The organism is Neobacillus canaveralius, from assembly GCF_047237705.1.
GTDB lineage: Bacteria > Bacillota > Bacilli > Bacillales > Cytobacillaceae > Neobacillus > Neobacillus niacini_K.
Window position 1 is genome coordinate 4,282,468 of the sequence record NZ_JBDFLL010000001.1, and the last position, 26,041, is coordinate 4,308,508.

At 36.4% G+C, this 26,041-nt stretch carries 18 protein-coding genes; 1 reads left to right on the plus strand and 17 read right to left on the minus strand.

The features are described 5' to 3' along the window. Positions 1-87: 87 nt before the first annotated feature. The 14 genes from ABC255_RS21060 to ABC255_RS21125 form a co-directional block, all read right to left on the minus strand. Positions 88-993, minus strand: coding sequence for an ROK family protein (locus tag ABC255_RS21060; RefSeq protein WP_412996614.1), 906 nt, complete (start codon positions 991-993; stop codon positions 88-90). 144 nt (positions 994-1,137) lie between these two features. Further along, positions 1,138-2,676, minus strand: a complete 1,539-nt coding sequence (locus ABC255_RS21065; protein WP_412996615.1) for a DUF5060 domain-containing protein — start codon at positions 2,674-2,676, stop codon at positions 1,138-1,140. Positions 2,677-3,125: 449 nt separating this feature from the next. Continuing rightward, positions 3,126-4,901 carry a DUF5605 domain-containing protein gene (locus ABC255_RS21070; protein WP_412996617.1) on the minus strand — a complete coding sequence of 592 codons (1,776 nt, stop codon included), beginning with the start codon at positions 4,899-4,901 and terminating at the stop codon, positions 3,126-3,128. A gap of 33 nt (positions 4,902-4,934) precedes the next feature. Then, positions 4,935-6,032, minus strand: coding sequence for a Gfo/Idh/MocA family protein (locus ABC255_RS21075; RefSeq protein WP_412996618.1), 1,098 nt, complete (start codon positions 6,030-6,032; stop codon positions 4,935-4,937). Positions 6,033-6,050: 18 nt separating this feature from the next. Further along, complete coding sequence (locus ABC255_RS21080; RefSeq protein WP_412996620.1) at positions 6,051-6,929, minus strand: sugar phosphate isomerase/epimerase family protein; 879 nt, start codon at positions 6,927-6,929, stop codon at positions 6,051-6,053. Between the two features lie 72 nt (positions 6,930-7,001). Then, on the minus strand, positions 7,002-9,896 hold the full coding sequence (locus ABC255_RS21085) for an alpha-L-rhamnosidase (RefSeq protein WP_412996622.1): 2,895 nt from the start codon (positions 9,894-9,896) through the stop codon (positions 7,002-7,004). Between the two features lie 201 nt (positions 9,897-10,097). Beyond that, positions 10,098-10,733: a YesL family protein gene (locus ABC255_RS21090; RefSeq protein WP_412996624.1), complete on the minus strand. Its 636-nt coding sequence runs from the start codon at positions 10,731-10,733 to the stop codon at positions 10,098-10,100. 177 nt (positions 10,734-10,910) lie between these two features. Next, positions 10,911-12,068, minus strand: coding sequence for a serine hydrolase domain-containing protein (locus ABC255_RS21095; protein ID WP_412996625.1), 1,158 nt, complete (start codon positions 12,066-12,068; stop codon positions 10,911-10,913). 110 nt (positions 12,069-12,178) lie between these two features. Next, positions 12,179-13,066, minus strand: a complete 888-nt coding sequence (locus tag ABC255_RS21100; protein ID WP_412996627.1) for a carbohydrate ABC transporter permease — start codon at positions 13,064-13,066, stop codon at positions 12,179-12,181. 15 nt (positions 13,067-13,081) lie between these two features. Beyond that, entirely contained in the window at positions 13,082-13,987 is a 906-nt protein-coding gene (locus tag ABC255_RS21105) for an ABC transporter permease (protein WP_335534865.1), read from the minus strand. Positions 13,988-14,295: 308 nt separating this feature from the next. Further along, positions 14,296-15,777, minus strand: coding sequence for an ABC transporter substrate-binding protein (locus ABC255_RS21110; protein ID WP_412996629.1), 1,482 nt, complete (start codon positions 15,775-15,777; stop codon positions 14,296-14,298). Positions 15,778-15,910: 133 nt separating this feature from the next. Continuing rightward, on the minus strand, positions 15,911-17,530 hold the full coding sequence (locus ABC255_RS21115) for a response regulator transcription factor (protein WP_335534856.1): 1,620 nt from the start codon (positions 17,528-17,530) through the stop codon (positions 15,911-15,913). An 18-nt stretch (positions 17,531-17,548) separates the two neighbouring features. Continuing rightward, complete coding sequence (locus tag ABC255_RS21120; RefSeq protein ID WP_412996631.1) at positions 17,549-19,276, minus strand: sensor histidine kinase; 1,728 nt, start codon at positions 19,274-19,276, stop codon at positions 17,549-17,551. A gap of 199 nt (positions 19,277-19,475) precedes the next feature. Then, a complete protein-coding gene (locus ABC255_RS21125) occupies positions 19,476-20,003 on the minus strand; it encodes an ECF transporter S component (RefSeq protein WP_412998607.1) in 528 nt (175 codons plus the stop codon). Positions 20,004-20,152: 149 nt separating this feature from the next. Here ABC255_RS21125 and pdxR point away from each other — a divergent pair, with 149 nt between their 5' ends. After that, positions 20,153-21,550: a MocR-like pyridoxine biosynthesis transcription factor PdxR gene (gene pdxR, locus ABC255_RS21130; RefSeq protein ID WP_412996633.1), complete on the plus strand. Its 1,398-nt coding sequence runs from the start codon at positions 20,153-20,155 to the stop codon at positions 21,548-21,550. Between the two features lie 97 nt (positions 21,551-21,647). On the opposite strand, the gene ABC255_RS21135 is transcribed toward pdxR, so the two are convergent. The 3 genes from ABC255_RS21135 to fbp form a co-directional block, all read right to left on the minus strand. Further along, positions 21,648-22,427 (minus strand): Cof-type HAD-IIB family hydrolase, encoded by a 780-nt coding sequence (locus ABC255_RS21135; RefSeq protein ID WP_412996635.1) that lies wholly within the window; start codon positions 22,425-22,427, stop codon positions 21,648-21,650. 48 nt (positions 22,428-22,475) lie between these two features. Then, complete coding sequence (locus ABC255_RS21140; RefSeq protein ID WP_412996637.1) at positions 22,476-23,435, minus strand: LacI family DNA-binding transcriptional regulator; 960 nt, start codon at positions 23,433-23,435, stop codon at positions 22,476-22,478. 524 nt (positions 23,436-23,959) lie between these two features. Continuing rightward, complete coding sequence (fbp, locus tag ABC255_RS21145; protein WP_412996639.1) at positions 23,960-25,891, minus strand: fructose-1,6-bisphosphatase; 1,932 nt, start codon at positions 25,889-25,891, stop codon at positions 23,960-23,962. Positions 25,892-26,041: the final 150 nt, after the last annotated feature.

Consider the following 26,041-nt stretch of genomic DNA (forward strand, 5'->3'; position numbering starts at 1 on the left):
GAGAAAAATCTCCAAAAAAGAATAAAAGGTCCCTATCCGATAAAGGATAGGGACTTTTCGTTCAATTCTTGGAATAGGATTATGAAATTACCTCATAATTAGTTTTTCTTTACTAACAAAAAAATGATAAAGTGCCCCATATAGGTTAGCATCATTTTGGTACTGGCAGGCAACAATCCTTGGATTCGCGATATGTATTGGATTGGTCTTTTTTACTTCCTCAATCGCCCAATGAATTCGCTCTAGCAAAATTGGCTGCACACTAATCCCACCGCCAATCGCAAAAACTTCCGGATCCAAGATATATTGTAGATTCAATATTTGTGTTGCTAAGGTAATACAATATGCATTAAAAATTGCATTTGCTTCCTCATCGTTTTGCTTAATATATTCAAAGACTCTTTCACCATCTGTTTGATCTTCAAGTTTCTTGATCTCAGCAATCCTCCGGACCATTTCCACAGCAGAACACTCTAAGCCAAAAAATTGTGCTTTTTTAGTTAATGGATCGATTTGATTCATCACATAGCTAACTTCACCTGCAGAAAGATGAACGCCACGGTGCAGTTTTTTATCTATGATAATGCCTCCTCCAATTCCGGTACCAAGTACCAAAACAACGGAATCTCTGGCATCCTTCACACTTCCGAGCCAAAGTTCTGCTAATGCAGCACATTTGCCATCATTTTCAATAAATACATCTTTTCCGTACTTTTCCTCAAGCCGATTTACTAAATTCATTTCATGTAAAAAAGGAAACGATCCGCCATAATAAATCATGCCTGTATCCACATCAATCGTCCCAGGACAACTGATGGCAATCCCATTTATTGTGGTTAAATCATGATCATCAATAATAGAATCAATCACATATTCGAATTCTATTAAATTCGTTCTTGAAGTTGGTCGTTTTCCTTTAGCATTTATATTTCCTGCTGCATCCATCAGTGCATATTTAGCGAAGGTCCCCCCTATGTCGATTACCAGATACATAATTACTTCTCCTCCTGTCTTTGATTTAAGGTAACTTTTGACAACTATGATTCTATAATTAATAAGTTCCATGGTTTTATTTCGAGAGTGTACCCTTCAGATATGTTTTCCCTCCCTAGATAGTAAAAACGTTTTAATTAGTTGTTAGTTTTTAAGAAGTTTTAATGCAATATAAGGTTGACCGGGTAATTCTATTACAGTTTTGTTCGTAATCGCTTTCTCTAGTGGGATAATGGTCATGTTCCAGGTATCAATAAGTTCACCATGGAATTCTACACCTTCTGGTAGAAACTCAAGCACCTTAAAAGTGGGCTGACTGTCACCAAAGTATACCAGTACAAAAGAATCATTCGAAATACCAGCAGCCACTTCCCAATGAGAACTCTCGGCCCCCAGTGGCGTTAATCTTTTCGGCTCACCTTCTTCAATAATTTTCCGTAAGAAACCAATTCTCTCTGGACTTTCACCAATTAATTTTCCACCGTGAGACCACCAAACAATATTGTTTTCATTTAAGTACGTTTCACCATGTGTCACATAAGCTCCGCGGCAGACACCTTCCCAAAACTGTTGAACCATTTTTTTCGCACTCATGTTACCCCAGCCGTTATTTAAATTGCCTTCATACCGGCATTCATCAATCATTATCGGTTTTTTGTAGGTTTCATGCCACTTTGGAACAAAGAACAAATTATCGTGCTGAATACTTACATGGCTGATGTTTTCTTTTTTATGATCATACCAATGGCTATTATCCATCGCATGAATGGGTGGATTATGCCAATTATGTATCGAGATCGGATGTTGATAGGAATCTTCATCCTCGACACATTGAATTAAATCATCCCATTCATCCTTCTTTTTCTGTTGAGCTAAATCCATCAAGTCATACTCATTCGCCATTGACCACCAGATATTACGGAAAGAACCCAGCCTTGCAATAATATATTTTAAATATCGCAAATCATTTTCTTTCCCCATTGAAGCAAATCCCCAATGATCGTATGGATGGAACAATATCAAATCAACTTCAATCCCTAGTGTCTGCAATGTATCAATCTGCTGTTCTAACTTTTGGAAGAACTGGGGATTAAATCTTACAAAATTGAAATCGCTTTCTTTGACCATCCAATCAGTGAAATCAAATGTACCCGAATATAACCTTTTCTGTTCACCAACATAAGGATAAAGAGCAGGTTCTGCTGTGTTATATTCATAGTATTTTGGAAATACACACATTCGAATTTTATTGAATGGGCTTTCATTTAATGATAAAATCGTTTCCTTTTGCAACTCTTCAGTTTGATGATTCCAAACGTAACTAGTTGTTCCAAAAGGATAAAATGGATTCCCATCCGCATAGGCGAAATGGGTACTATTCGAAACTTTAACCGGACCGTGATTTATGCCACTAGCATCTATACAGTTAAAATTCCCTTTCAAATTATCTAGTTCAATTTGATTGCTCCTCGTCTTAAACGACCATTGACCTGGCTCATCTGGCATAAACCGAATTTTGTATACTCCATTCCCATCGTAGAATCCTCTCACAGAAATCTCTCGTTCTTTAAATGTAAATTCAGCTTTTAATGAGACTTCTAAAAATGGATTTCCTATTTGCGGCCCGTCAAGGGAAATTTCTACTCGGTTCCAGCGTTCGACATTTTGAGATTCAATCTGCATGTGATCATACTCCCTTACTAATCTATTTTTCTTTGTTACATGTGAATAATTAACTATACTTTTTTTATTTTGGTAAGCGTTTTACTTACTGTATAATTAGTTTGTGATATGATTTATGGTAATATTTATGGGAAACTAGTTATTTTCATTTTTTTAATAGAAGGAAATATAGTAATGAATCTGACACAAAAAGTGATTGAAACAGCTTGTAAGTTAGTATATAACACAACTTACATCCCTATTTTCCTTATAAAAAAAGACCAGGAAATAGCCCGGACCTTTAATAATATTTATTCTTCCTTAGTTGATCGAAAAAAAGTAACGAAAACATTAAAGAATTTTTGTTCAGCCATCACTTCGTTTTGAACATGAATTTGACTAATTTTTAAACTGGTCTGTTGATTTCCTCTCCAGGCACTTCGCTTTCCGCGAGCGGTCCCCCCGCTCATTCACTGCACCCCAGTCTGATACGACAAAGCCTTCAAAGCCACAGCCTTTAAACGAATGGCCATATATTGGCGGGCGGGTAATTCGATTCTGAAGTTCCCTTCATACGTTCCTTCCTGCTCCTCAATCGTCATATTCCATGTGTCAATGACGTCAACTTTATACTGAATCCCCGGTGACGTGGTAAATTCACGATAACTCGGCTGGTTGAAGCCATAATAATATAAGTAAAATTTATCAACAATACCCGCAGCTGGAGCATCCCATTCTGATACGATCGGATTTAGTATCCCATTTGGTGATTGTTCAACAACGTTACGAAGGAAACTTATTCTTGAGGGACTTGTACCGTGAAGTTCCCCGCCTTTTGACCACCAAAGAATATCTTCTGGATGCATATACGTTTCACCATGGCCAACGTATCCACCTCGGATCGCACCTTCCCAAAATCTACGAACCATTTCCTCACCAGGAATGTTTCCCCAGCCCATATTGATGTTCCCCTCATAACCACATTCATCAATCACAACTGGCTTACCCCATTGTTTTCGCCACTCATCCGTATTTTCTGATGTTCGATAGACATCAACCCTTTGGACACTGCAATGTGTAACCCAAGGTTTAGTATAATCATAGAAATTAAAGCAGTTATGAATCGAGATAAGGTGGTTATACGGATCATGATTGGTTACGATACTCGCAAAACGCTCCCAATCCTCCTCTTCCTTCGACCACATGATGTCGTATTCGTTAGCAAGGGACCACCACACATTTGAAAAAGCTGATAACCTAGCACTTACGTATTTTAAATAGCGATCATCCGCAGACTTGCCCATTTCTGAAAAGCCCCAACGATCATATGCATGGAACAGAATCAAATCAGCTTCTATGCCTAACTTTTTTAGTTCTGTAATTCGTTGATCAAGATGCTGAAAGAATATTGGGTTAAATCTAGTATAGTCCCACCCTTCTTCCAATGAACCTGCAAAGGGATATTGTATGGGCTCGTTTTCGTTATATAAATAAGCCTTTGGAAAAATACACATCCGCAGCTTATTAAAAGGTCCATTAGAAAGGGTAGCTAGTGTTTGCTCCTCGAGCTCTATCGGTTGATGGGTCCATGCATAACAGGTTGTTCCAACCGGAATATATCGAGTTCCATCGCTATAGCTAAAATGAAAAGTATCCGAAACCCTAACTGGTCCGTTATTCGTATCATTTGCTGGATCACAAGTAAACTGACCTTCGATTCCATCCAAAGATCGTGCATTACTATTTGTCCGGTACGACCATTGCCCTTCCTTTTCAGGCATAAACCGAATCTTATAGGTCCCATTGCCATCATAGAAACCGTTTATGTCAACACTGTATCCATCACAAGAGAATTGGGAATTGATGGCAACATCAACAAACGGATTCCCATGGCTGGGTCCGTGTAATTCAATTTCAAATACGTCCCATTTGCCAACGGATTCTGCTGCGACAATCTCAGCACAACCTACAGGAATACGATCTGATTCATAGTTGGATAGAGGAAGTATTTCTGTATTGGTATCAATTTCATATTCTACTCCAGACAGTTCACTCATTACTGTTCTTAACCAATCCTCTGATCGGTTTATGGATTGATTAGCTGTAACAAAATCGGATAAACCTTTCATCTTTATAAAAAAAATGTAAGGTGAATCTAGTAGTTCTGGCGCATGCTTTAATAGAATCTCTCTGCCTTTTGGACTTGCCAAAATATAGCCAATTTTAGTATGTTCGGTAAAAAACATCGCAGTTTCTCCTTTTTATAGTCATTGGTTAGATTAAAATTCTATTGTTTTTCCTGTTTTCGCAGATGCATAAATCGCTTCCAAAATTTGAGTCACGACTAAGGCTTGCTCTGGTTTCACTAGTGGTTCTGTATCGTTGATAATACATTCCAGCCACTGTCTTGCCTCTTTTACCTCAGGTTCTTCCGCACCAGCATCAAAATATGCTATTCCTCCACCGGTTGCCGGTTTTGTTTCAACTAATTTGCCATATTTCGCACTGTTGAAGACTAATTCACTTGTAGGCGAACCAGGGTTTGCTTTCATTTCCGCACCACCCTCTGTACCGCACAAGGTGGTCATCGCTTCTCGGATATCCGTGGTATTTAAGGCCCACGAACATTCAAGGATAATCGTAGCTCCATTTTGCATTTTAATAAATCCAAACGCTGAATCTTCTACGTTATACTTTTCTGGATCCCATGGACCGAACAAGTTTCCTTCATGTTTATCCGCTAGCTTATAGAAGACGGAACCTGTTACAGATTGTGGTTTGTAATTGTCCATACACCAAAGGGTTAGATCAAGTGCATGTGTGCCAATGTCAATTAATGGCCCGCCTCCCTGCTGTTCTGCATCAAGAAATACACCCCATGTTGGAACAGCACGTCTTCTAACCGCATGGGCTTTGGCAAAATAAACATCCCCGAACTCTCCTGCCCTTGAGGCTTTATACAATACTTCAGAATCATCACGGAATCGATTTTGATATCCAATCGTAAGTTTCTTACCAGTTCGTTTGGCGGCATTGATCATCTCTTGTGCTTCCTTAGAATTAATTGCCATTGGCTTTTCGCACATAACGTGTTTGCCAGCCTCCAAAGCATCCACTGTAATAAAGGAATGTTGTAGATTAGGAGTTAGAACATGTACCAAATCAATCGACTCATCTTGCAATAATTCCTTATAATCGGTATACACTTTAGCATCTTCAGTGCCAAATTGTTGTGCCGCATTCACTGCACGTTCTTCCACTACATCACAAAAAGCTGTCATTTCTGCAAAATTACTAAGCTTTGTCAGCGAAGGCATATGCTTTTGATTGGCTATACCTCCACAACCTATAATTCCAATTTTTAACTTTTCTGCCACTCAAAACACCCCTATTCCTTAATTTTTTATTAGTCCCTGGACGTATTTCTCCATCACTATCAAATCACTGGCAATACTAGTAAACTTATTTCCTTGCTGTCCTTCATTTTCAACAATTGCATAGGAGACGATTCCTCGTTCATTCAGCTTCTTGTAAGTGCTTTCAAAATTCACGATACCTGTACCTAGGTTGACAAAATCATTGGGTTTCACTATTTCTCTATACAGTTTCATCGTATCTTCATTTTCGACTTCGCTTAAAGCAGCAAATATGTTAACGGGATCAACATGTATACCTAAATCTTTTTGATGTATCATGTCACAGCGATTCCCTAGTTTTTCAAGCACCGTAAGTGGATCATGTCCACCTCTCATAACCCAAACAAGGTCGAGCTCAAATTTCACTAGTTCTGGTTCTGTGTTTTCTACTAACAGATCGAATAAAGTCGAATCTCCTAATCTCTTAAACTCATGTGCATGGTTATGATAATAAAAATCTAATCCAGCTTCTTTACACTTTTTTCCGACTACATTTAGGTGTTCTGCCGTTTGCAAGGTATCATCCAATCCAGAGATAAAGGCCATCGGAAAAACAATCGATTGACAGCCTAATGCGGCATTTTCTTCAATAATTTTATCCCAGTTTCCATCGATTATCGCTTTACCTGGAGCCACACCTTCGTGTGCCGCAAATGCATTTAATCCTAGCTCATCGAACTTTTTCTTTATGACAGGTAGAGAAAAAGAATCGGTAAAACGTTGTCCAGTCGAAAAATTGGCGGAGATTAACTCAACATTTTTATAGCCCATTTCAGCTACTTTTTCTAACGTTCCGAAGTAGTCTTCATTTAATTCCTGGAAAACTGAGAATAAATTTAATCCAATGTTCATCGTCATCGTCTTAACCCCTTTGCTTTTAGTTTTCGTGCTACTATTCCGCAGGGGAAATAGTAGCACGCTCCGTTTACATTACTGGCGAACTAGAACTAATTTTTCATCTAATTCATCTAATTTTTCATTAGGAGCCAAGGCTTTAAATAAAGGTACTTCAGTTAATTCCCTTAGCGATTTCTCTAAAAACCTTGCCTTTACCAAACCATTACTAGCTATTTCTGGGAGCTCTTCTTCAAAAATCTCCCTCGTTACATCATTTTCCAGAAGCTCTTTAAGACTATTCTTTGTACTAAAGGTCAGGATATAGCTTTTTGTCGGCATATATTCGAACACGTATCTACCTGCAACAAGTTCAAAATGTACATTCTTTCCATTTTGTTGAGCCGCAATCACGCTGTCTATGAGGTTTACACCATTTACTTTTATATCTTCATAGGCTGCATCAGGTAGTATTACATGTGCTGAAGTATTAAACGGAACAATAAATTTAAATGATAAAGCTCCATCCTCTTTAATCTCCCAGCCACTTTCAATATATCCGGAGGCGGAGTTAAGTGAAGCCTTAGCATGCTCCAGCTTTCCGTATGGCTTTGGGCTCAACTTGATTTTTCTAAATCCGGGCCCATCCTCTACAGGATTAATGCCGCACATATACTGATACATCCATTCTGCAATTGATCCATACGCATAATGATTAAGCGAATTCATGTCTGTTCCACTAATCCTACCGTCCGGAAGAACAGAATTCCATCTTTCCCATATCGTAGTTGCACCCAATTTAACGGCATATAACCAACTTGGGAAGTCATCATTCAACAATAAGGTGTAGGCTGCATCATTGGCTCCATTCTCTGATAAAACGCTACAGAAATATGGTGTTCCAACAAAACCTGTTTTCAGATGCATATTATCTTCACGAAGCTTATTCTTTAAATCTTCAATTACTCGTGGTCGGAAACTTTCCGGGATCAGATTCATATAAAGAGCAACAATCATCGCGGTTTGGGTGTTAATCGCACTCCTGCCGTTTGGAGTGAAGTATTCATTCTTCAGGGCTTCTTTAATCTCATTTGCAAGGTTGGTATATTCTTCAGATGTTTGGACTTCACCAAGAACAGCTGCTGCCTTCGCAACAAGCTGTGCAGAATAACAATAATAAGCAGATGCAATATAATAGGAATCTGTTCCACCCATTGGACTTTGTGGATCTGGCCCATCCTGAGCCAGCCAATCACCAAAATGGAAACCTACTTTCCACAATCTCTTTCCGCCTGATTCATCATCCATTTTCTTAATGTAATCCACCCAGTCCTTCATCGTATCGAACTGTTGACGGAGTAATTCTTTGTCACCATAATGCAGATATAACGTCCATGGGATTACCGTAGCAGCATCTCCCCATGCCGCAGAACCGTGCCCACCAATAAATTGATTACCATCTTTTGGTTTTACAACCGGTACAGTAAAAGGAACTGATCCGCCTAATCTCGTTTGTTCTTCTCGTAAATCAAACATATACTTTTTAAAAAAAGCTGGTGAATACATATTAAAACAGGCAGTAGGGGCAAATACCTGAGCATCTCCTGTCCATCCCATCCGTTCATCACGCTGCGGGCAATCAGTTGGGACTTCCAAGAAGTTCCCTTTTTGCCCCCATTTGGCGTTACGGAATAATTGATTTACCAACGGGTTTGAAGTTTCAACATTCCCTATTTCTTCAATCTCGCTATATAGAACACATCCCGTAAAGTCGTTAATGTTAATTTCTCCCTCAAAACCAGTCAGTTTTACATAGCGAAAGCCATAAAAGGTAAAGTGAGGTTGGACTTCTCTTTCACTTCCGTCTGAAATGTATATGTATTCTGCCTTTGCTGTACGGAGGTTATCTCGATAAAAACAATCATTCTGTAGAATTTCACCGTACTCAAGCTGATGTTTGGTTCCTTTTGGTGCAATGGTTCTGAACCGTACCCAGCCAGTCATTACCTGTCCCAAATCTAAAACAGTTTCACCGGCTGGTGTATGAATAATCTCAATGGGTTTCCTCTCTTCCATTATTTTAACTGGAAGACTAAACCGTGCTTGAAATTGTTCTGTATTTACTTTTGTGACACTTACACTTGTCCATTTGCTGTCATCAAAATCCGCCAATGTCCAATTTTTATACTCTAGATTAGCGTCATAAACCTCGCCATCATAAATACCGCTAAATGTAATTGGTGCTGGAGCACTCTTCCACTCTTGATCAGAGGCAATGATTACCTCTCTTCCATCCGCCAAGGTGACAATGATTTCTGCAATAAATGCAAATTCACTTCCGTACAATTCGTGGTACCCGCCATCAAAACCAAAACGGCCTTTATACCATCCATTGCCTAGCATAATTCCAACAGCATTTTCCCCACTCGTTAACAAATGAGTTACATCATAGGTTTGATACTGTAACCAGAAGTCATAGGCGTTATAACCAGGAGCAAAATATTCTTCACTCACTCTTTTTCCATTGATTTCCAGTTCATATAATCCCACTCCGCTTATGTAGGCTCTTGCAGAAACAATAGTAGTAGGCAAATTGAAAGATTTTCTAATTAACGGATGGGTTTCCTTATCTAAGTTAGCTGTAATCCATTGGCCTTTCCATGGCTCATCCATTTTTGCAGTTTCAAACCAAGCGACTTCACTAGTCGCCTGATCTCCACTATTTCCCCATACCGTTACACGCCAAAAATATCTGGATCGTGGTTTCAATTCAATATCAGGTGTATAGGCTAAACTATCAACATCTTCTGTTTTTCCGCTATTAAAAACAATATGTTCAAAATATTCATCTAAGGAAATTTCTACCTGTGCGCCCGTTTGAAAAACAGACAGAGTATTTTCAGACTCTGTTACCCATGAAAGACTTAATCGATCGAACTCAAAACCCAAAGGATTCTTAATTTGATTTGTTCTTAATTTAGTAATTCTCATATCAAACCTCCTAAATATAACGCTTACATAAAAAGCTTTTTAGCACCAATATGATCATCAAGCGAGCCCTAACTTTATATTACGCGAATTACATTTCTGAAACTATTCGAAATACGACTACCTACTTTTGTTTATCCGACTTTTCAGAAAATGCCCATAAAAAAAGAGCTAGAAAATAAATCCTAGCTTGGTCAAAACCTTTTACGCTTTGGTTTCCTCTATCCCATTTGCTTTTTTGTCCATTTTAACAAATACATAATTACTAATAAACATTAGTAAAAATCCGATTAAACTGCCGCTAAAGAATGGTATTAATCCAGGAAATTGATAGCAAATGAATAAGATAAATCCAGATAAGATAGACATACTAAATGTTGCGATTGGATTAAGGGTCATTAACAAAAAGGCATTTTTGATGATCCCTTTAACTCCTACATCAAAATGAACAAAAACTGGAAAAATGTATAAAAGTGTCAGCAGAAATATGAGAATGACTATTAAGTTAGGAATATATAGTAATTTTAGGGATGGTACTGTTGTCGCATCAATAATCTTTAGATTAGAGTACATAAAAAAACCTATACACACTATAATCATTCCTAATAAATTGCTTTTTAAAAATTCACTTTTGTAGGTTAACCAAAAGGTTTTAAATACAGGAATCTCGTGCTGCTTTATTACCCATTTACGTATAACAGTAAACATCGCAGTTGTTGCCGGAAAAAAGCCAAAAACAATTAATCCAAGGAGAGTAAATAAAATCCAAAGTATATTAACATACATAAGTCTCATGACCCATTCGGAAATACTATAAATTCCTCTCATAAAACCTTCCATCAGTTTTGGCCCCCTTTATACTCTGTTCCACTCTCAACTGATAGACTAATTATATAACGATAGCTTTATTAATTGTATGAAAATTTAAAAGTTTCAGGTATTAACGATAGAGAACACGAACTGGAACTATTAGACTACTAATCTCCTGTTTGTTAAACCTGTTACTACTCAACCAATTTAAATCGATCCATAGATAACGGAACGTAACCGTGGTTGGTGGTATTCCTCGAAGTTTGGAAGCATTTGCTGCATGTACACTGCGGATAGTTTTTCCTTGGTATCAATTGTCACCCAAGTCCCGGCTAACCCATTCCAGCCAAATTCACCAATGGGACTGTTGCTTCCCCCTGCTGGACGATCCATCATCACTTGTACTCCCAACCCATAGCCATAACCTGCAAGTCTTGGCCAGTTATAATTCTGAAAATGTTCCGGTTGAAGGTGATTTGTTGCCATCAATTCAATCGTCTTTCTGCCAATAATTCGAGCTTCATCTAATTCGCCACCATTTGCTAACATGTGCGCAAAACGACTGTAATCACTTAGTGTTGAATACAGCCCACCACCACCGCTTTCATAAGTAGAAATATGCTCATCCATCTCAGTGTTTTTCGTTAAACTTCCGTTTTCGTCCCGTATATAAAGGCTTGCAAGACGATGTTGTTTCTCTTCTGGAATGTTGAAAAAAGTATCATTCATTGCAAGGGGTTCAAAAATTTCATCCTTAAAGAATTGCCCTAAGCTCTTTCCAGATAATACTTCGATTAATGCTCCTAACACATCATGACTTAATCCATACTGCCATTGTGTACCTGGATCGAATGCAAGCGGAATTGCAGCTAGTGCTTTAGTAAGTGAGCGGATATCCGTTTTTTCACCAAGTTGTTTACTCCTCGCCAATGACTCGGTTGCTAGTTTCACTTGACGTTCGGTTTCAGTTTCTCCCCAGCCATAAGTTAGACCAGACGTCATCATGAATAAATCTTTAATCGTGATGGATCTTGTAGCAGGAGTTATGGTAAGTTCTCCGTTTACACCTGTCACATGTACTTGTGGATTACTAAATTCAGGCAAATAATCCTCTAACGGATCGGTTAGTAAATAGAGTCCCCGTTCATAAAGTTTTAAAGCGGCTACACAGGTAACTACCTTTGTCATTGAATATATCCGGAAAATGGTATCAGAAGAAATCGTTTTTTCTGTATCTAAATCTGCAAATCCAACATAATCTTCAAAAATGGTTTCACCCTTTCGAGTAACAGAACATGAACAGCCCGCTGGACCTTTTTCCACAAAGCTTCTTAATAATGGGCGTAAATAATGTATTGCTTCCATAAATATAACCTCCTGCCAAAAATTTAACTTTCCTTTTTTCAATTGTTAAAAATAAATAGCCTCAAATGAAATTAAGGCTATTTATTTTGTAAATGACTTTTACGAAAGGATTATCCTTTTACAGAACCTAGTGCAATTCCTTTTACTAGGTATTTTTGGAAGAATGGGTAAGCAATTAAAATTGGTAGTACCCCAATTACTGCAATGGCCATTCGGACTCCCGTCGTTGGAATTTGTGCAGCTGCTGTACTAGTGTTTGATCCAAGATTACTAGTTGCTAAGAATTGAATGTCTTGTAACATTCGATTTAACATGTTTTGGATACTGAATAACGATGGTTCGGTGATATAGATCAATCCATTAAACCAATCATTCCAATAACCAATCGTTTGAAGCAGTCCAATCGTTGCTAAAATTGGTAGTGAAAGTGGCAGAATGATTGAGAAGAATGTTCTAAACTCTCCTGCACCATCCATCCTGGCCGATTCAATTACTGGCTCGGGAATGGATGTAATAAAAAATGTCCGCATTAATAAAACATTAAATCCATTCATTAATAACCCAGGTACGATTAATGCCCAAATGGTATTTTTCACATCAAAGATTTGAGTATATACGAGATAAGTTGGAACTAGTCCTCCGTTGAATAATAGTGTAAAGAATACAAAGAAAGCGAAAACGTTTCTGTATGGTAAATCCCGGCGAGAAAGTGCATAGGCTAACAAAGATGTTATTGCTAAACTTGAAACGGTCCCTAGCACTGTAACAAATACGGTAATTCCGTATGCTCTTACAATACTTGCTGAATTATTAAATAAATACTCGTATGCTGCTAAACTAAATTCCTTTGGCCAAAAAGCATAACCATCTTTCAATATAGATGCCTCTTCCGAAAGTGAAGATGCCACTAAAATGATGAACGGAATGATGGAGCCGGCAGCAAGTATTGCTAAGAAGACATGTGAAACATATTGTGTTATACGATCAGATTTATACATCTCATTCCACCTCCATTAAAATAATGCATTATCTTTATTTTTTCTACGTACAAGATAATTCGATAATAGGACAAGAATAAAGCCCACGATTGATTGATATAACCCTGCTGCTGCAGACATTCCAATATCACCAAGTTGGATTAATCCACGGTAAACGTACGTATCAATAACGTTCGTTGTATCATAAATGGCGCCAGAGTTCATTGGTACTTGGAAGAACAACCCAAAATCTGAATAGAAGATCCGTCCGATTGCTAGTAATGTCATCATCACAATTACCGGCATTATGGATGGGATTGTGATGTACCAAATTTGTTGAAGTTTAGATGCTCCATCTAGTGTAGCCGCTTCATAGTATTCTAGATCAATTCCAATTATAGCTGCTAAGTAGATAACACAGAGGAAACCTACGCCCTTCCACATATGGATAAAGGTTAAGATATATGGCCAATATTTAGATTCGGAATACCATGAAATTTCATCAAGACCAAGAAATGGTAATAGTGTCTTGTTGAAAAAACCTACATCAACACTTAGGAAAGCAAAACCCAAATAACTTACAATGACCATTGAGATTAAGAACGGAAGTAAAATGACACTCTGATAAAAACTTTTGGCTAGTTTATTTTTGATTTCATTTAACATAATCGCTACTACGATTGCTAAAATTGTATTGATGATAATAAATGCACCATTATAAAGAATCGTATTTCTAGTAATAACATATGCATCCCTGGTGCTAAATAAATATTCAAAGTTCTTTAACCCTATCCATTCACTAGCAAAGATCCCTACTGCGTAGTTGACATCTTTGAAAGCAATGGCAAGTCCCGCCATCGGTAAATAGTTGTTGATTAATAGATAAATGACCCCAGGTACCATCATGATAAAAAGGGGTAAATACCGTTTAAATCTAATCATTCTACTTTTTACTTTTGTCGCTGGTACTACTTGGACTTTTGTCTCCAATGTTTTTACTGTAACTTCTTGTGACATCACTCATCCCCCTGTTCTAATAAAATGTTTTCGCTTACATTTTATTGGTTATAACCCAATGATAAACCAGTTCATAGGGTGCTACTAGTCGAATTACGACTTCCTTTTTTGTTTATCCGACTTTTCCGACAATTTGCCAGACTTGTTTTTGTTACGTTTTTAGCTTACATATGTGATTAGGCTATAAAAAAAGAGAACTAGGTATAAATTAGCTAGTTCTCTTTTTCTAGTTTTTATTTATTTTTCTTCCACTCATCATATTGCTTTTGTTTTTCAGCGATAATTTTGTCTAAACCTGCATCCTTCAATTTCTTATTAAAGTTAGGCAGGCTCTTTTCTGGATCAAGCGTACCAGATTCAATACCTCTTTTGAACTCATTCAAAACGTTTGTAGCTGCCGCAATTTCAGTTTTAACTGTATCAGGATTGAAAGTAAATCCAAATGCCGGTGAAAGTTTAGCAGAATCATTATGCTCCTTCATTATATCCCAATAATCCGGAGAGTTTCCTTCCCAAGGATATGTTAAGAAGTTGTTTCCAATCATCCACTGATTGAACACGTATTTAGATTCTGTAACACCCTCTGGGGTAGAAATAATACCATCCTTTAGTGTGTAATGCTTCCCTTCAAGTCCATTAGCAAGTAAATTCATAACATCTGCATCTGAATAGAGTAAATTTAGGAATTCCATTGTTTTTTCTGGATTTTGTGTATTTCTAGAAATGGACATGTTAAATCCAGTAGAAGCATCTGTATAGGAATATGCATCAGATAACTTTACTGCTACCATTTCATGACCAGCAATAACTGATTCTTGCACTTCATAGCCTGGCTTCATATGGTTGAAATAACCAAATCCCTTACCAGCCTTAACAATATTTACAGAAGCTTCAGTAGATGTGGCAGAATCTTTTATGATATAACCATTTTCATACCACTTTCTAGTTAATTCTGCTGCTTCAACATAGGTTGGATCATCAAACATATTGATGACTTTGTCGCCATCCATTTTCATAACGCCAAGACTTTCACCTAATACATCATATTTTCCCCATACTAAATCAGTTACGATTCCAATAGTAGTGTTCGTAATTGGAGTTAATGTTGGTTCATTTTCTTTAACGATTTTAAATACTTCTTCTAAGTCAGCAACGGTTTTGATTTTAGAAAGATCGATATTATACTTGTCCACAATATCCTTTCTCATAATAAACCCATAATAAGAAGCATAGTCTCTCATACTAGGAATACCGTAGATTTTTCCGCCTACTTTGTTTCCTTCCAAGATATAGTCTGGCACTGCTTCTATAATGCCTTTACCATTTGATTTTAGTAAATCATCAAGAGCAAGATATTGGCCTTTCACGGCATTTGTGTTATAGCCATAAAACGATGATGACAGTATGAGATCTACTTTTTCATTACCCGTTAACAATAATTGTGATTGCTGCTGCCAAGCACCTGCACTAATTGGCATAAGTTTAACAGTTGCGTTGATTTTTTCTTTGGCAATTTTATTTATTTCATCTTGAACCAACTGAAGTTCGTCAAGATTTGTAAAACTCATATACGCCATTGTTACTTCATAAGAACCGTCTTTTGATTCTGAACCCTTCTCTTCAGAACTGCTTTCCTTTGAAGAACAACCAGCCATTACAACTACAACTGCCATGAGGATCATTAAGAATTTAGCAAATAATTTTCCATTTCTCATGTTTTGCACTTTCCCCCTTTTATTTTATGTCCCATACTCTACAACACTATTTGAAAGCGTTATCAAGTATCTATTTTTAGTATAAGGGTTTCCCAAAAAAGTCACTTACCAATAAAACGACTTTCCATTTTCACTATTCCGACTTTTCTAATAATGGTGTCGTTTTACGGTATTCCATTGGATTTAGTTGGGTCATTTTTTTGAAAATAGTAGAAAAATAGGAAAAATTGGAGTATCCCGCTGACAATGCAATTTCACTAACAGGCATATCGGTTTCGATTAATAGTTTTTTAGCATATTCAATTCGTTGTTGCTGTAAGTAATCGGAAATGGAAAATCCTGTTTGTTTTTTAAACATTCTAGTTAAATAATCTGGATTTAAATAAACATAGTTAGCGATTTCATCTCTTGACAATCTCATTTCTCCAATATTGTCTTTAATAAACCGCTTCACTATTTCCACGACTGATTCTTTTTCATGTTGAGGGTGAAGCTGATTCATCGCAATCTCGGTTACATACATTACCCATTTATGGAGGGAATTTAGCGATTTTAGAACATTTTCTGGTTTTTCAGTTAGCAGGTTTTGTGAAAATACTTGATTTGCCTGAATTTCCTTTACTTGTAAAACATAGAAAATTCCTTGGAGAAAATCTTGATAAAATAGATGAAGCGATTGGGCTGTTATATGATTATTTGATTCTTTCCAGTTAATAAAATAATCATTTAATGAAGTCGAAAGTTTATCCTTCGAACCACACTTCATTAAATGCATCCATTCATCACCAGGAATTGACGGGATACTTGGCGCCTCTCTTCTTTCACTACTAACTAGTAATGTCTGATTACATATAGTCACATTATTTTTATCCATTTCCTGCAGCTTATTAACCATACCTAATACTTCATAGATTTTCACTTGATTTCCTATATAACAGCAAAGTTCACATTGGAAATAGTGAGAAAAGTGAGAAATGAACTGATTACAGATGTTCAATTGTTCATTTTTGTTTATCGTACTTCCCGAAGGCAAAATAACTACTACTCTGCCAGTTTCAAGAGACAGCATATAACCTTCATTTTCAATACTTAATATTTCTTCATCCACTGCTTTTTGAAGTGCATAATTCATTATTTTTTCTTCCTCATTTGTCAATTCCTCATTCCAATGTTGAACATGAATGAGTATGGGTAAGAAAGAAGTGTGCGCTGGATAAGAGATATTACAATATTTCATTTGTTTCTCAATACTCTCTTTCGTTGCAGGAAATACCTGTTGAATCAAATCTCTCCAAAATTTCTCTTTAATGACATTATGGTGAGAGGTTTTTAATTGTTGATACGATTCCTCAACCAACCTTGATTCTCGATCATTTTGAATTTTCCCTAATGCCTTTTGGATAACCTCTTCTAATTCTTGGTAATCAACTGGTTTTAATAGATAATCAAAGCTTTGTAGCTGTAATGCTTGTTGAGCAAACTTGAAATCGGAATGACAAGTTAAAAAAACAGCTTCTGTAAATGGGGAATGATCCCTTACCCACTTTAACAGTTCAAGACCCGACCCTCTGGGCATTTCAATATCACATAACAAAAGATCGATCTTGTTACTTTGAAATACTTCCTGTGCTTTTCTTAAATTATGGGCTGTATATACAGTTGAGATATTTAGCTTCTCCCAATTGACTCCAGCTTGAACTCCCCTAATAGAATGAACTTCGTCATCAACAATTAAAACTCGATATTGTTTCATAACCATGACCCCTTTTGGTTAAATTTTATCTATGGGAAGTTGAATCTTGACGGTTGCACCTTTTCCTTGTTGATTAAAAAATTGAATCTGCGTTTTTTCATGATATAACAATGCTAATCTTTGTTTTACATTCCAAATCCCAATTCGTTCTCCTTCTTGTGCAGAAAGAGGTACTTCCTTTTGTAGACTCAATAAAACATCTTCCGGAAACCCTTCACCTGTATCCTGAATTGTTATTTCGATATAGCCTGGATTTTCTGTATCCTGCTTTACTAAAATATGAATCTCTAACTGCTCATCTAAGTTAAAGGCATGCTTAATCGAGTTCTCAGCTATGGTTTGAATTACTAGTGGAGGTATTTTACATTCCCGCAACTCTTCTGGTGAGTCAACATGATAAGAGAATGTTTCAGGAAACCTCAATTCTTGAATCCTTAAATAATTTTCAGTATGGTTGAGTTCCTCCTCTAATCTCACAAAATACGAGTTGCTTCGAAACATAAACCGAAAATAATTTGCGAGACACTTAGACATCTCTTGAATAAGGCTAAATTCCCTCACTTGGGCAAGATTATAAATAATATTTAACGAATTCAGAAAGAAATGTGGGTTAATTTGTAACTGAAGATGCTTCAGTTCCGCTCTTTGAAGATTTAATTTTTCCTCATAAACATTTATTTTTAAATCTTTTATTTCTGAAATCATATGGTTAAAGGTTTCATTTACCACCTCAAACTCTGTAGAATTACGTTTCTGTGGTAGTCGAATATCTAAGTCCCCTCGTCTCAACTTTTTCATTGCAGCAACAATTTGATTAATTGGCTGTAAAAAAACTTTTCTCATGATGAAGATGAATAGGAATAAGAATAATACGGCCACTACAGTAATAACGGATGATATACGTTCTAAGAATGGCAGTCTCTCCAGTATTTCACTTTCAGGGATTAAAGCTAAGAGATAAAAATCAGCTTTTGTCGACTTTTCCTTCATCACCACAAAGCGTTCGTTTTCACCTAAAATGGCATAATTATTTCCTTTAAAAGAAAGGTCTATTTTCTCCTCCTCAACAAATTCCTTATTTGTTAACGGCTGATTGTCCGAGGTGGCCAACAACGCTCTCCCCGTATCTCCAAAGTCAATATATTTAAATGGTAAAATGAGCTTGTCCATATTTACCCAAGCACCAACGTATACGTCTTCGACTTTTATAAAGTTAAGTAAATAATTTTCTTTGTCACCTTTCCAGATGTTCCAACGACCTGCTGAAATCTGTTCCGGATTTTCCTTCAGGAGTCTCTTAATTTCCTCAGCAGCAGCAAGTCTTTCTATGTAATTATCTGCAAATTTTTGTGTATTTAGAAAGTCATCATATGCAGATGAATAAATAAAGATCGAATCTATAGATGGGTAAAAATAAGCTTGATTGTTAATCGATTGAAATAATCTCAACTTTGCTAATTCATAATCGTTTTTCTCAAGCGTTTCATTAAATTCCAGATAATATAAATCTGTATTGGTATTTGTAATTTGATAGATGTAATTCTCCACACCATCTAGACTTTGGTCAATTTGATTCATATAAACATTAAGCATATTTTTATTGGATTGTGCAACCTGATTTCTGATCACCTCAACTGCATAATAATTATTTACTATATGGACAATGATTAAAGGTCCAATGATTAGAAACACACTTAAAAAGAGTTTAAACAGTAATGAATGATAGATAGGTTTATTTGTTTTCAACATTTTTCATCCTCTGCGATTGACTCTGTAAGAATAGTAATTTTATTATACATTATATTTTTATATAATTTTGAAAATTTTTCAAACTCCAAAAAAAAGGTGAAATCCCTTTTGAGATTACACCTTTTTTCGTTTCGTCTTATAATTCTACAACGGCTTTTTCATCTTAGAGTTGGGCTTTGTCCCAGCCTCTTCAAGGCTATATTGAATTAGTGCTGCCCATCCTTTGCTTAAACCCATTTGCAAGTGGCACGACAATGATGCCTGCGATGACGATCTGCATGATGTTACCTGGGATGGAACCGAACGGCTGGATCCAGTTTCCAAAAAGGACAACTTCTGTAAAATAGTAGCCGATAACTTTAATAATCAGGGCAGCAGCAACTGCCAGTACATAAACGAATACCTTTTTTCCGGGCATATTTTCAGCGATAAGTCCCGCTACATAGCCCATTGCACCAACGATCACAAACGTAAACGGAGCCCATAATGTCCATCCCGAAACAATATCAAACAGAGCCATTCCGAAGGCGCCTGCTATCGCACCTGTTTTTTTGCCAAAAACAAACGCGGCAATCAAAAGCGGCACGTTGCCCAAATGGATTAGGCCCCCGTTTCCCATCAGCGGAAGCCTGATGTTGATAAACATTGTGGCCAGAAAGGTTAAAGTAATAAATAGTGCATTGAGAACCAGAATTCTCGTTTTGTTTTGTTCTTTTGAGAACATGTAAATCCCCCTCGTCATTTCAAGTGTTAGTCTTCAAATTAATAAAAAAGAATCTCCTCTTCTTTAATGATTACTAGTATAATAAAATCTGACAATATAAAAAGTGTCAGATTTTAAAAATCAACATGGTCAGAGAGGAGAGGGCACGAATGGATATGCTTATGTTTGAATTGAATAAAAACATAACAAAACCCTTGTATGAACAGCTTTATCTTGGTATCAAAACGGCCATTATGAGCAACCAAATTGAAGTTGGTACGAAACTGCCCTCCAAGAAAAAGTTGGCCGATTTTTTAAATATCAGCCAAACAACCATTGAAGTTGCCTATGCCCAGCTGATTGCAGAGGGCTTTATTGTGTCAGTACCGCGGATTGGTTTTTTTGTAGAGGCTATTGATGAATTACCTTATATCGAGACAGAACAGGCAGAGTTGCCGGTAGAGGACGCAGAAGAAAAAACGTTCCGATTTGACTTTCACCCGGGAAAAATCGATACAGATTCCTTTCCTTTTTCACAGTGGAGAAGATATGCAAAAGATTTATATGATCGTCCATCAAAGAAGTTATTACAGATTGGAGCACCTCAAGGGGAATACACGTTACGGACTGAAATAGCAAAATACCTTTATCAATCACGGGGGATTGTGTGTAAACCGGAGCAAATTGTGATTGGTTCGGGAACGGAGCAGCTCCTTCCGATGATTTTAAGGTTGCTTGAAAATGATTCAAAATTCGCCCTCGAGAATCCCGGCTATTCGGCAATACCAAGAAATCAACTGCAAAATAAAGCGATTCCGATTGCGGTTGATGAAGATGGATTGATTGTGGAAGAACTTGAAAAAACAAATGCGAATGTGGTTTACATTACGCCTTCCCATCAATTTCCGACCGGTGCGGTCCTTTCCGCAACAAGAAGAACACAGCTATTGCATTGGGCAGCAAAGCTCGAGAATCGCTTCATCATTGAAGACGATTATGACAGTGAATTCCGTTACACCGGAAAACCTATTCCCGCATTGCAAGGGATGGACCAAAACAATAAGGTCATTTATCTGAGTACATTTACCAAGTCATTAATGCCGTCATTACGAGTGGCTTATTTTGTTTTGCCTTCCACATTGCTAAAAAAATATAAGGAAACATTCAGTTATTATTCAGCTACTGTCCCGAGATTCGACCAACATATAGTAGCCAACTTCATGAGAGACGGTTATTTTTCAAAACACTTAAACCGTATGCGGAAAATTTACCGTAAAAAACTTGATAAACTGACCCATATCTTTAAAACGTATTATCCTGAAGTCATCATCACTGGAGACCAGGCCGGGATGCACATTTTAATTTCCCTTCCTCTGTCAATAAGTGAAGATAGGTTAAAAAAAATCGCGGCAGAAAGCTCTATCGCCATTTACCCTGTAACTGATTACCTGTTAAAGCAAATAGAATATAAGTATCCAACATTTCTGTTAGGGTTTGGCGGCATCCCATTAGAGAAAATTGAAGAAGGGATTCACCAATTAATGCAATGCTGGGGAATAGTAAAATAATTTAGGACATTGATTATAATTATTTTTTTCATATTCGATTACTAATGGCCATTTAAAAAATACCGGAGTGGTCTCCGGTATTTTTTACGGGTATATCTTATAATAGACCTACCATTTGTAGTCCATGAAGAATCCCATTGTCCTCCACTGATTTTGTAACATATTTTGCAACTGCCTTTACACTTTCTTCTGCATTTCCCATTGCCACACTATTGGTTATAATTGAAAGCATTTGGATATCATTTAGTCCATCTCCAAAGGCGTATTGTCGTTCCTTCGGAATATCTAGTGCTTCGACTATTTTTTCAATGCCTTTCGCTTTTGATCCACCACTTGGGAGTATATCCACTGAAACAGGATGCCATCTCACAAAATCAAAATCGGAATAAACCTGTTCATATTGTTTCTCTTCTCCCTCTGGACAAAAGAGGAGTGTTTGAAACAGCTCCCGCCCTTTGTAATAATGCGGATCATGGGTAGGAAATACGTTAATTTTTAAGGTATCAATACTTTCCTTAATGTAAGCATGTTCTGGAACATTCGCTTTCATATCTTCATGGTCCATAAAAACAACAGGATGATTGTTTTGAAGAGCTGCCGCTGTTAATTTTTCAAGAGACGAAATCTTTAGTGGATTCGTATATAAAACTTCACCCCTTAACACGACGTATTGCCCATTGTAACTAACAAAGGTGTTAATATCCAATTCTTTTCGCAAATCCTTGAACATAAAAGGGGCTCGTCCGGTTGCAATGGCTATTTCATGTCCAAGTTCCTTTAATTTAAAAATAGATTCCTTGGTTGATTGAGGCAATTCTTTGTCATGCGTCAGCAAAGTTCCATCAATATCAAAGAATATAATACTTCTATAATTCATTCTTGCATCCAACTTTCAATGTGTATTTTATTAGTAAGACGAATACGCTTAAGCGGTTCCTCTTTCAATTAGTTTTACCGATATTTCCTTATTTAAGATATCACTATTTACTGCTTGAAGGAAAAGGTTTTTTCCCATCTCTTCAAGAGGGATATCTATTGTAGTAATATTCATCATTTTAGCGATTGGTTGATTATCGAATCCAATGATTGCAAGTTCATCTGGAATAGATATATTCTGGGATTGACAAAAGGTAACAATACCAGATGCAACTTGATCGTTCGTCACCAACAATGCAGATGGAGGTGTATCCATTTCTTTTAATTGTTTAATAACTTTTTCACCGTCTTCGAAATAGAGGCACTCATCGATAATGTAATTGGGCTGGAAAAGCAAATTATATTTCGTAATAAAATCCCTATATGCTTTCTCCCGATAACTGCTATTTGTTCCTGTTTTTCTAAATATACAATAACCGATTTTTCTATGACCTTTTTTGTACAAATATTCTAAAGCACGAAAAAAGATTTTATAGTGGTTAACATAAGTGGATGACAACTTCTTCCCTTTATTACTTTCACATAATACAATCTGTCCAAATTGTAAATGCTCTTCAATAACAGATAAATTACAGGATCTCGAACAAATAATTAGTGAATCAATCTGTTTTTGTTTCAACATTTGTAAAGCTTCTCTTTCCCTGCTTTCCATATAGTCTGTTTGAAATAAAACCAACTTATAGTTATGGTTAAATGCTTGTTTTGCTATTCCCTTTAATAACTGAGCAAAATATGGATGATCAGAGAATGGTAGAATCACCCCTATCAACTGTGTTTTTCCCTTACTTAGATGAACAGCATTTATGTTTTTTTGATAATTGGTCGATTGAATAGCCTCTAAAACAGCATTCTTTTTTTCTTCACTAACATATGGGTGATTATTTAATACACGGGAAACAGTGGTTTTGGATACACCAGCCATTTTGGCCAGATCTTTTATATTTGCCATGTTCTCACCTAATTATCTCGATAATGTTGTTTTGGTTGTATCATACCCGTTATTTTATTACAAATATTTTGCATTAAAACTACAAGGTCATTACTTTATTTTGTGTCACCATTTATTTCTTTATTTTATTAATTGGTTTTTTTTTCAATTGAATCGATGAAATAATCATCAAAAGATTGGATTGGTTCTACTTTTATCACTTGCTGAGATGACTTTAGGCAATAGAAAGCTGCAATATAGATTAATAAGCAAAGTAAAATTAATTCAAACATTCAATAATCTCCTCACTTTCTGTAATTGTTATGAGTGTAAATTATGAAACGCGTTCCATGTCAAATTCCATAATTGTTTTAACTCAGTAGGTATTTTTATTTCTTTTAAATGCTCTGTTGAATCTAATAATGAATAGTTGAGTAATAAAATATAAAGCCCGAAGAGTTTTCTTCGGGCTTTTTTCCATATTTTGAGATATGCCAGCATTGATTCACTTTTTCGAGTAGGAACTCCATGATCTACTATTGATGTTAATTCATATACCGATATTCTCTCAAACTATTTAAATTGGAGATTTCTTGTAATAATTTCTCTCCCACATTTGTTTCTCTAACCTTTTTTCTCTTTAACTCTTCATCTACCACTCTTTTAATTGATAAAACGTCTGTCCCGTTAAGCAAAACATCTTCTTTTGAATTAAAATGCTTATGGGCGACCAGCTGCATACCAAAGGAATTATATAGTAACGTATATCCTGCTATTCCTGTTGTTGATTGATATGCTTTGGAGAAACCTCCATCGATCACGATCATCTTACCATTTGCTTTAATTGGATCTTCTCCCTCAATTTCTTTAACGGGTGTATGCCCATTGATAATATGACCCTGGTCAGGATTCAGATCAAATTCTGTTAGGATTTTGCGGCAAATTTCTTCATTTTCCCGTAAATAGTAGTATGGGTTCTTTCTTTCTTTGTGAGTTGCCTTGTCCTTAATAAAGTACCTCTCAAAAGTGGTCATTTCTCTTTTTCCAAACAGTGATGAATATTCTCCTGTCCATAAATACCAGACCATATCCATGGCAAGATCATCTGTCACTTCAGGGTGTGCAAATGCATGCCGTAAATACCTTTCAAAAACATCAAGTAATTCACGACCTGAATAGGTTTTATTTTCGATAACCATTTTTTCCATATTCCCTTTTTCATCTAAAGGAATACAGCCATGTATTAATAAATTCCCGTTATATTTTAAATAAAGACTCCCTTTCTTCACCAGGAAGTTCATATGTCTGGCCAGCTTTTCTGAATGCTGGACTGAAAATAATAATTTTTCCATAACCTGCTTTTCTTCTTCTAATAATTGATCAGGCTGCTCAGGATCTACCGTTGCAAAACAAGTATTTTCTAAAGGGTAGGTTTTCCCATAAATGGTTATTTCGTTCTTATCATAATCAATTTTCTCGAGTAAAAGCCTTTCTGACATATTAAAATACGGGCGTCGCTTTATAATAGGCATTTCGAGTTTGAACTGAATCATCGCAATGGCTTGATGGATTTTCGTTATTTGTAATGTTTCATGATCAGATAGTTCCTGATCCGAATGTACTTTAGGTCTGAAAGCCGCATTGTCCTGATAGTATTTCTCTGCAAGATTCAGCAAAGGTCTAAGATTGATTCCATATACATCTTCAATAATATCCAAATTGTCATATCTTGCGCAGATACGAATGATATTAGCAAGACAAACCATTGAACCAGCAAAAGCACCTATCCATAGTACATCATGGTTTCCCCACTGAATATCAACGGAATGATAGTTAATTAGCGTTTCCATGATTTTATCAGGTTCTGGTCCACGATCATATATATCCCCCACTACATGAAGATGATCGACAACGAGTCTCTGAGTAGTATACGCAAGCCCTGTTATGAGTTTATCAGCCTGACCCAAGGAGATAATCTGCTCGACAATTTCTTTATAATACTGCTCCTTATTTTCAGATTGATTGGTTTTGTATAACAGCTCTTCTATAACAAACACAAACTGACTCGGCAATGCTTTTCGTAATTTCGAACGTGTATATTTGGAGGAAGCATGAGAAATCAACCTTATCATCCTCTCGATGATTACGATATACCATTGGTTTAATTCTTGTTCATTGCCAAAATGACTTTTTATTAATTTTAATTTCTCTTCTGGATAATACACTAATGTGGCAAAATCATTTATTTCTTTTTCAAATATAACGTCTTGAAACAAGTCTCTGATTCTCTTTTTTACATTCCCTGAACCATTTCTTAGCACATGTTGAAATGCTTGATACTCGCCATGCAAATCACTGACAAAATGTTCTGTGCCCTTTGGTAGATTAAGAATGGCTTCCAGATTAATGATTTCGGTTACCACTTTTTCTTCACTATCATATTTTTGGAGAAGTAAATCTAGATATTTCGAGTTCAAAATTATGTATCCCCTTTCAAAAATAACAGTTATTTTATATTTAATAGATTGATATATATTTTTATATTAATGGAAGAAATTAATCATGTCGATACCTAGCCAAAATGTTAAAACCTCAAAACAATATAGTGAAAGACATTATCTCCTATA

Bases quoted from the DNA above. Each gene is read 5' to 3' on its own strand.
- ABC255_RS21110 (WP_412996629.1), bottom strand. From the start codon at position 15,777: ATGAGAAATGGAAAATTATTTGCTAAATTCTTAATGATCCTCATGGCA.
- ABC255_RS21065 (WP_412996615.1), bottom strand. From the start codon at position 2,676: ATGCAGATTGAATCTCAAAATGTCGAACGCTGGAACCGAGTAGAAATT.
- ABC255_RS21085 (WP_412996622.1), bottom strand. From the start codon at position 9,896: ATGAGAATTACTAAATTAAGAACAAATCAAATTAAGAATCCTTTGGGT.
- ABC255_RS21060 (WP_412996614.1), bottom strand. From the start codon at position 993: ATGTATCTGGTAATCGACATAGGGGGGACCTTCGCTAAATATGCACTG.
- ABC255_RS21095 (WP_412996625.1), bottom strand. From the start codon at position 12,068: ATGGAAGCAATACATTATTTACGCCCATTATTAAGAAGCTTTGTGGAA.
- ABC255_RS21070 (WP_412996617.1), bottom strand. From the start codon at position 4,901: ATGTTTTTTACCGAACATACTAAAATTGGCTATATTTTGGCAAGTCCA.
- ABC255_RS21140 (WP_412996637.1), bottom strand. From the start codon at position 23,435: ATGGCAAATATAAAAGATCTGGCCAAAATGGCTGGTGTATCCAAAACC.
- ABC255_RS21135 (WP_412996635.1), bottom strand. From the start codon at position 22,427: ATGAATTATAGAAGTATTATATTCTTTGATATTGATGGAACTTTGCTG.
- ABC255_RS21105 (WP_335534865.1), bottom strand. From the start codon at position 13,987: ATGATTAGATTTAAACGGTATTTACCCCTTTTTATCATGATGGTACCT.
- ABC255_RS21080 (WP_412996620.1), bottom strand. From the start codon at position 6,929: ATGACGATGAACATTGGATTAAATTTATTCTCAGTTTTCCAGGAATTA.
- ABC255_RS21090 (WP_412996624.1), bottom strand. From the start codon at position 10,733: ATGGAAGGTTTTATGAGAGGAATTTATAGTATTTCCGAATGGGTCATG.
- ABC255_RS21125 (WP_412998607.1), bottom strand. From the start codon at position 20,003: ATGTTCTCAAAAGAACAAAACAAAACGAGAATTCTGGTTCTCAATGCA.
- ABC255_RS21100 (WP_412996627.1), bottom strand. From the start codon at position 13,066: ATGTATAAATCTGATCGTATAACACAATATGTTTCACATGTCTTCTTA.
- pdxR (WP_412996633.1), top strand. From the start codon at position 20,153: ATGGATATGCTTATGTTTGAATTGAATAAAAACATAACAAAACCCTTG.
- ABC255_RS21115 (WP_335534856.1), bottom strand. From the start codon at position 17,530: ATGAAACAATATCGAGTTTTAATTGTTGATGACGAAGTTCATTCTATT.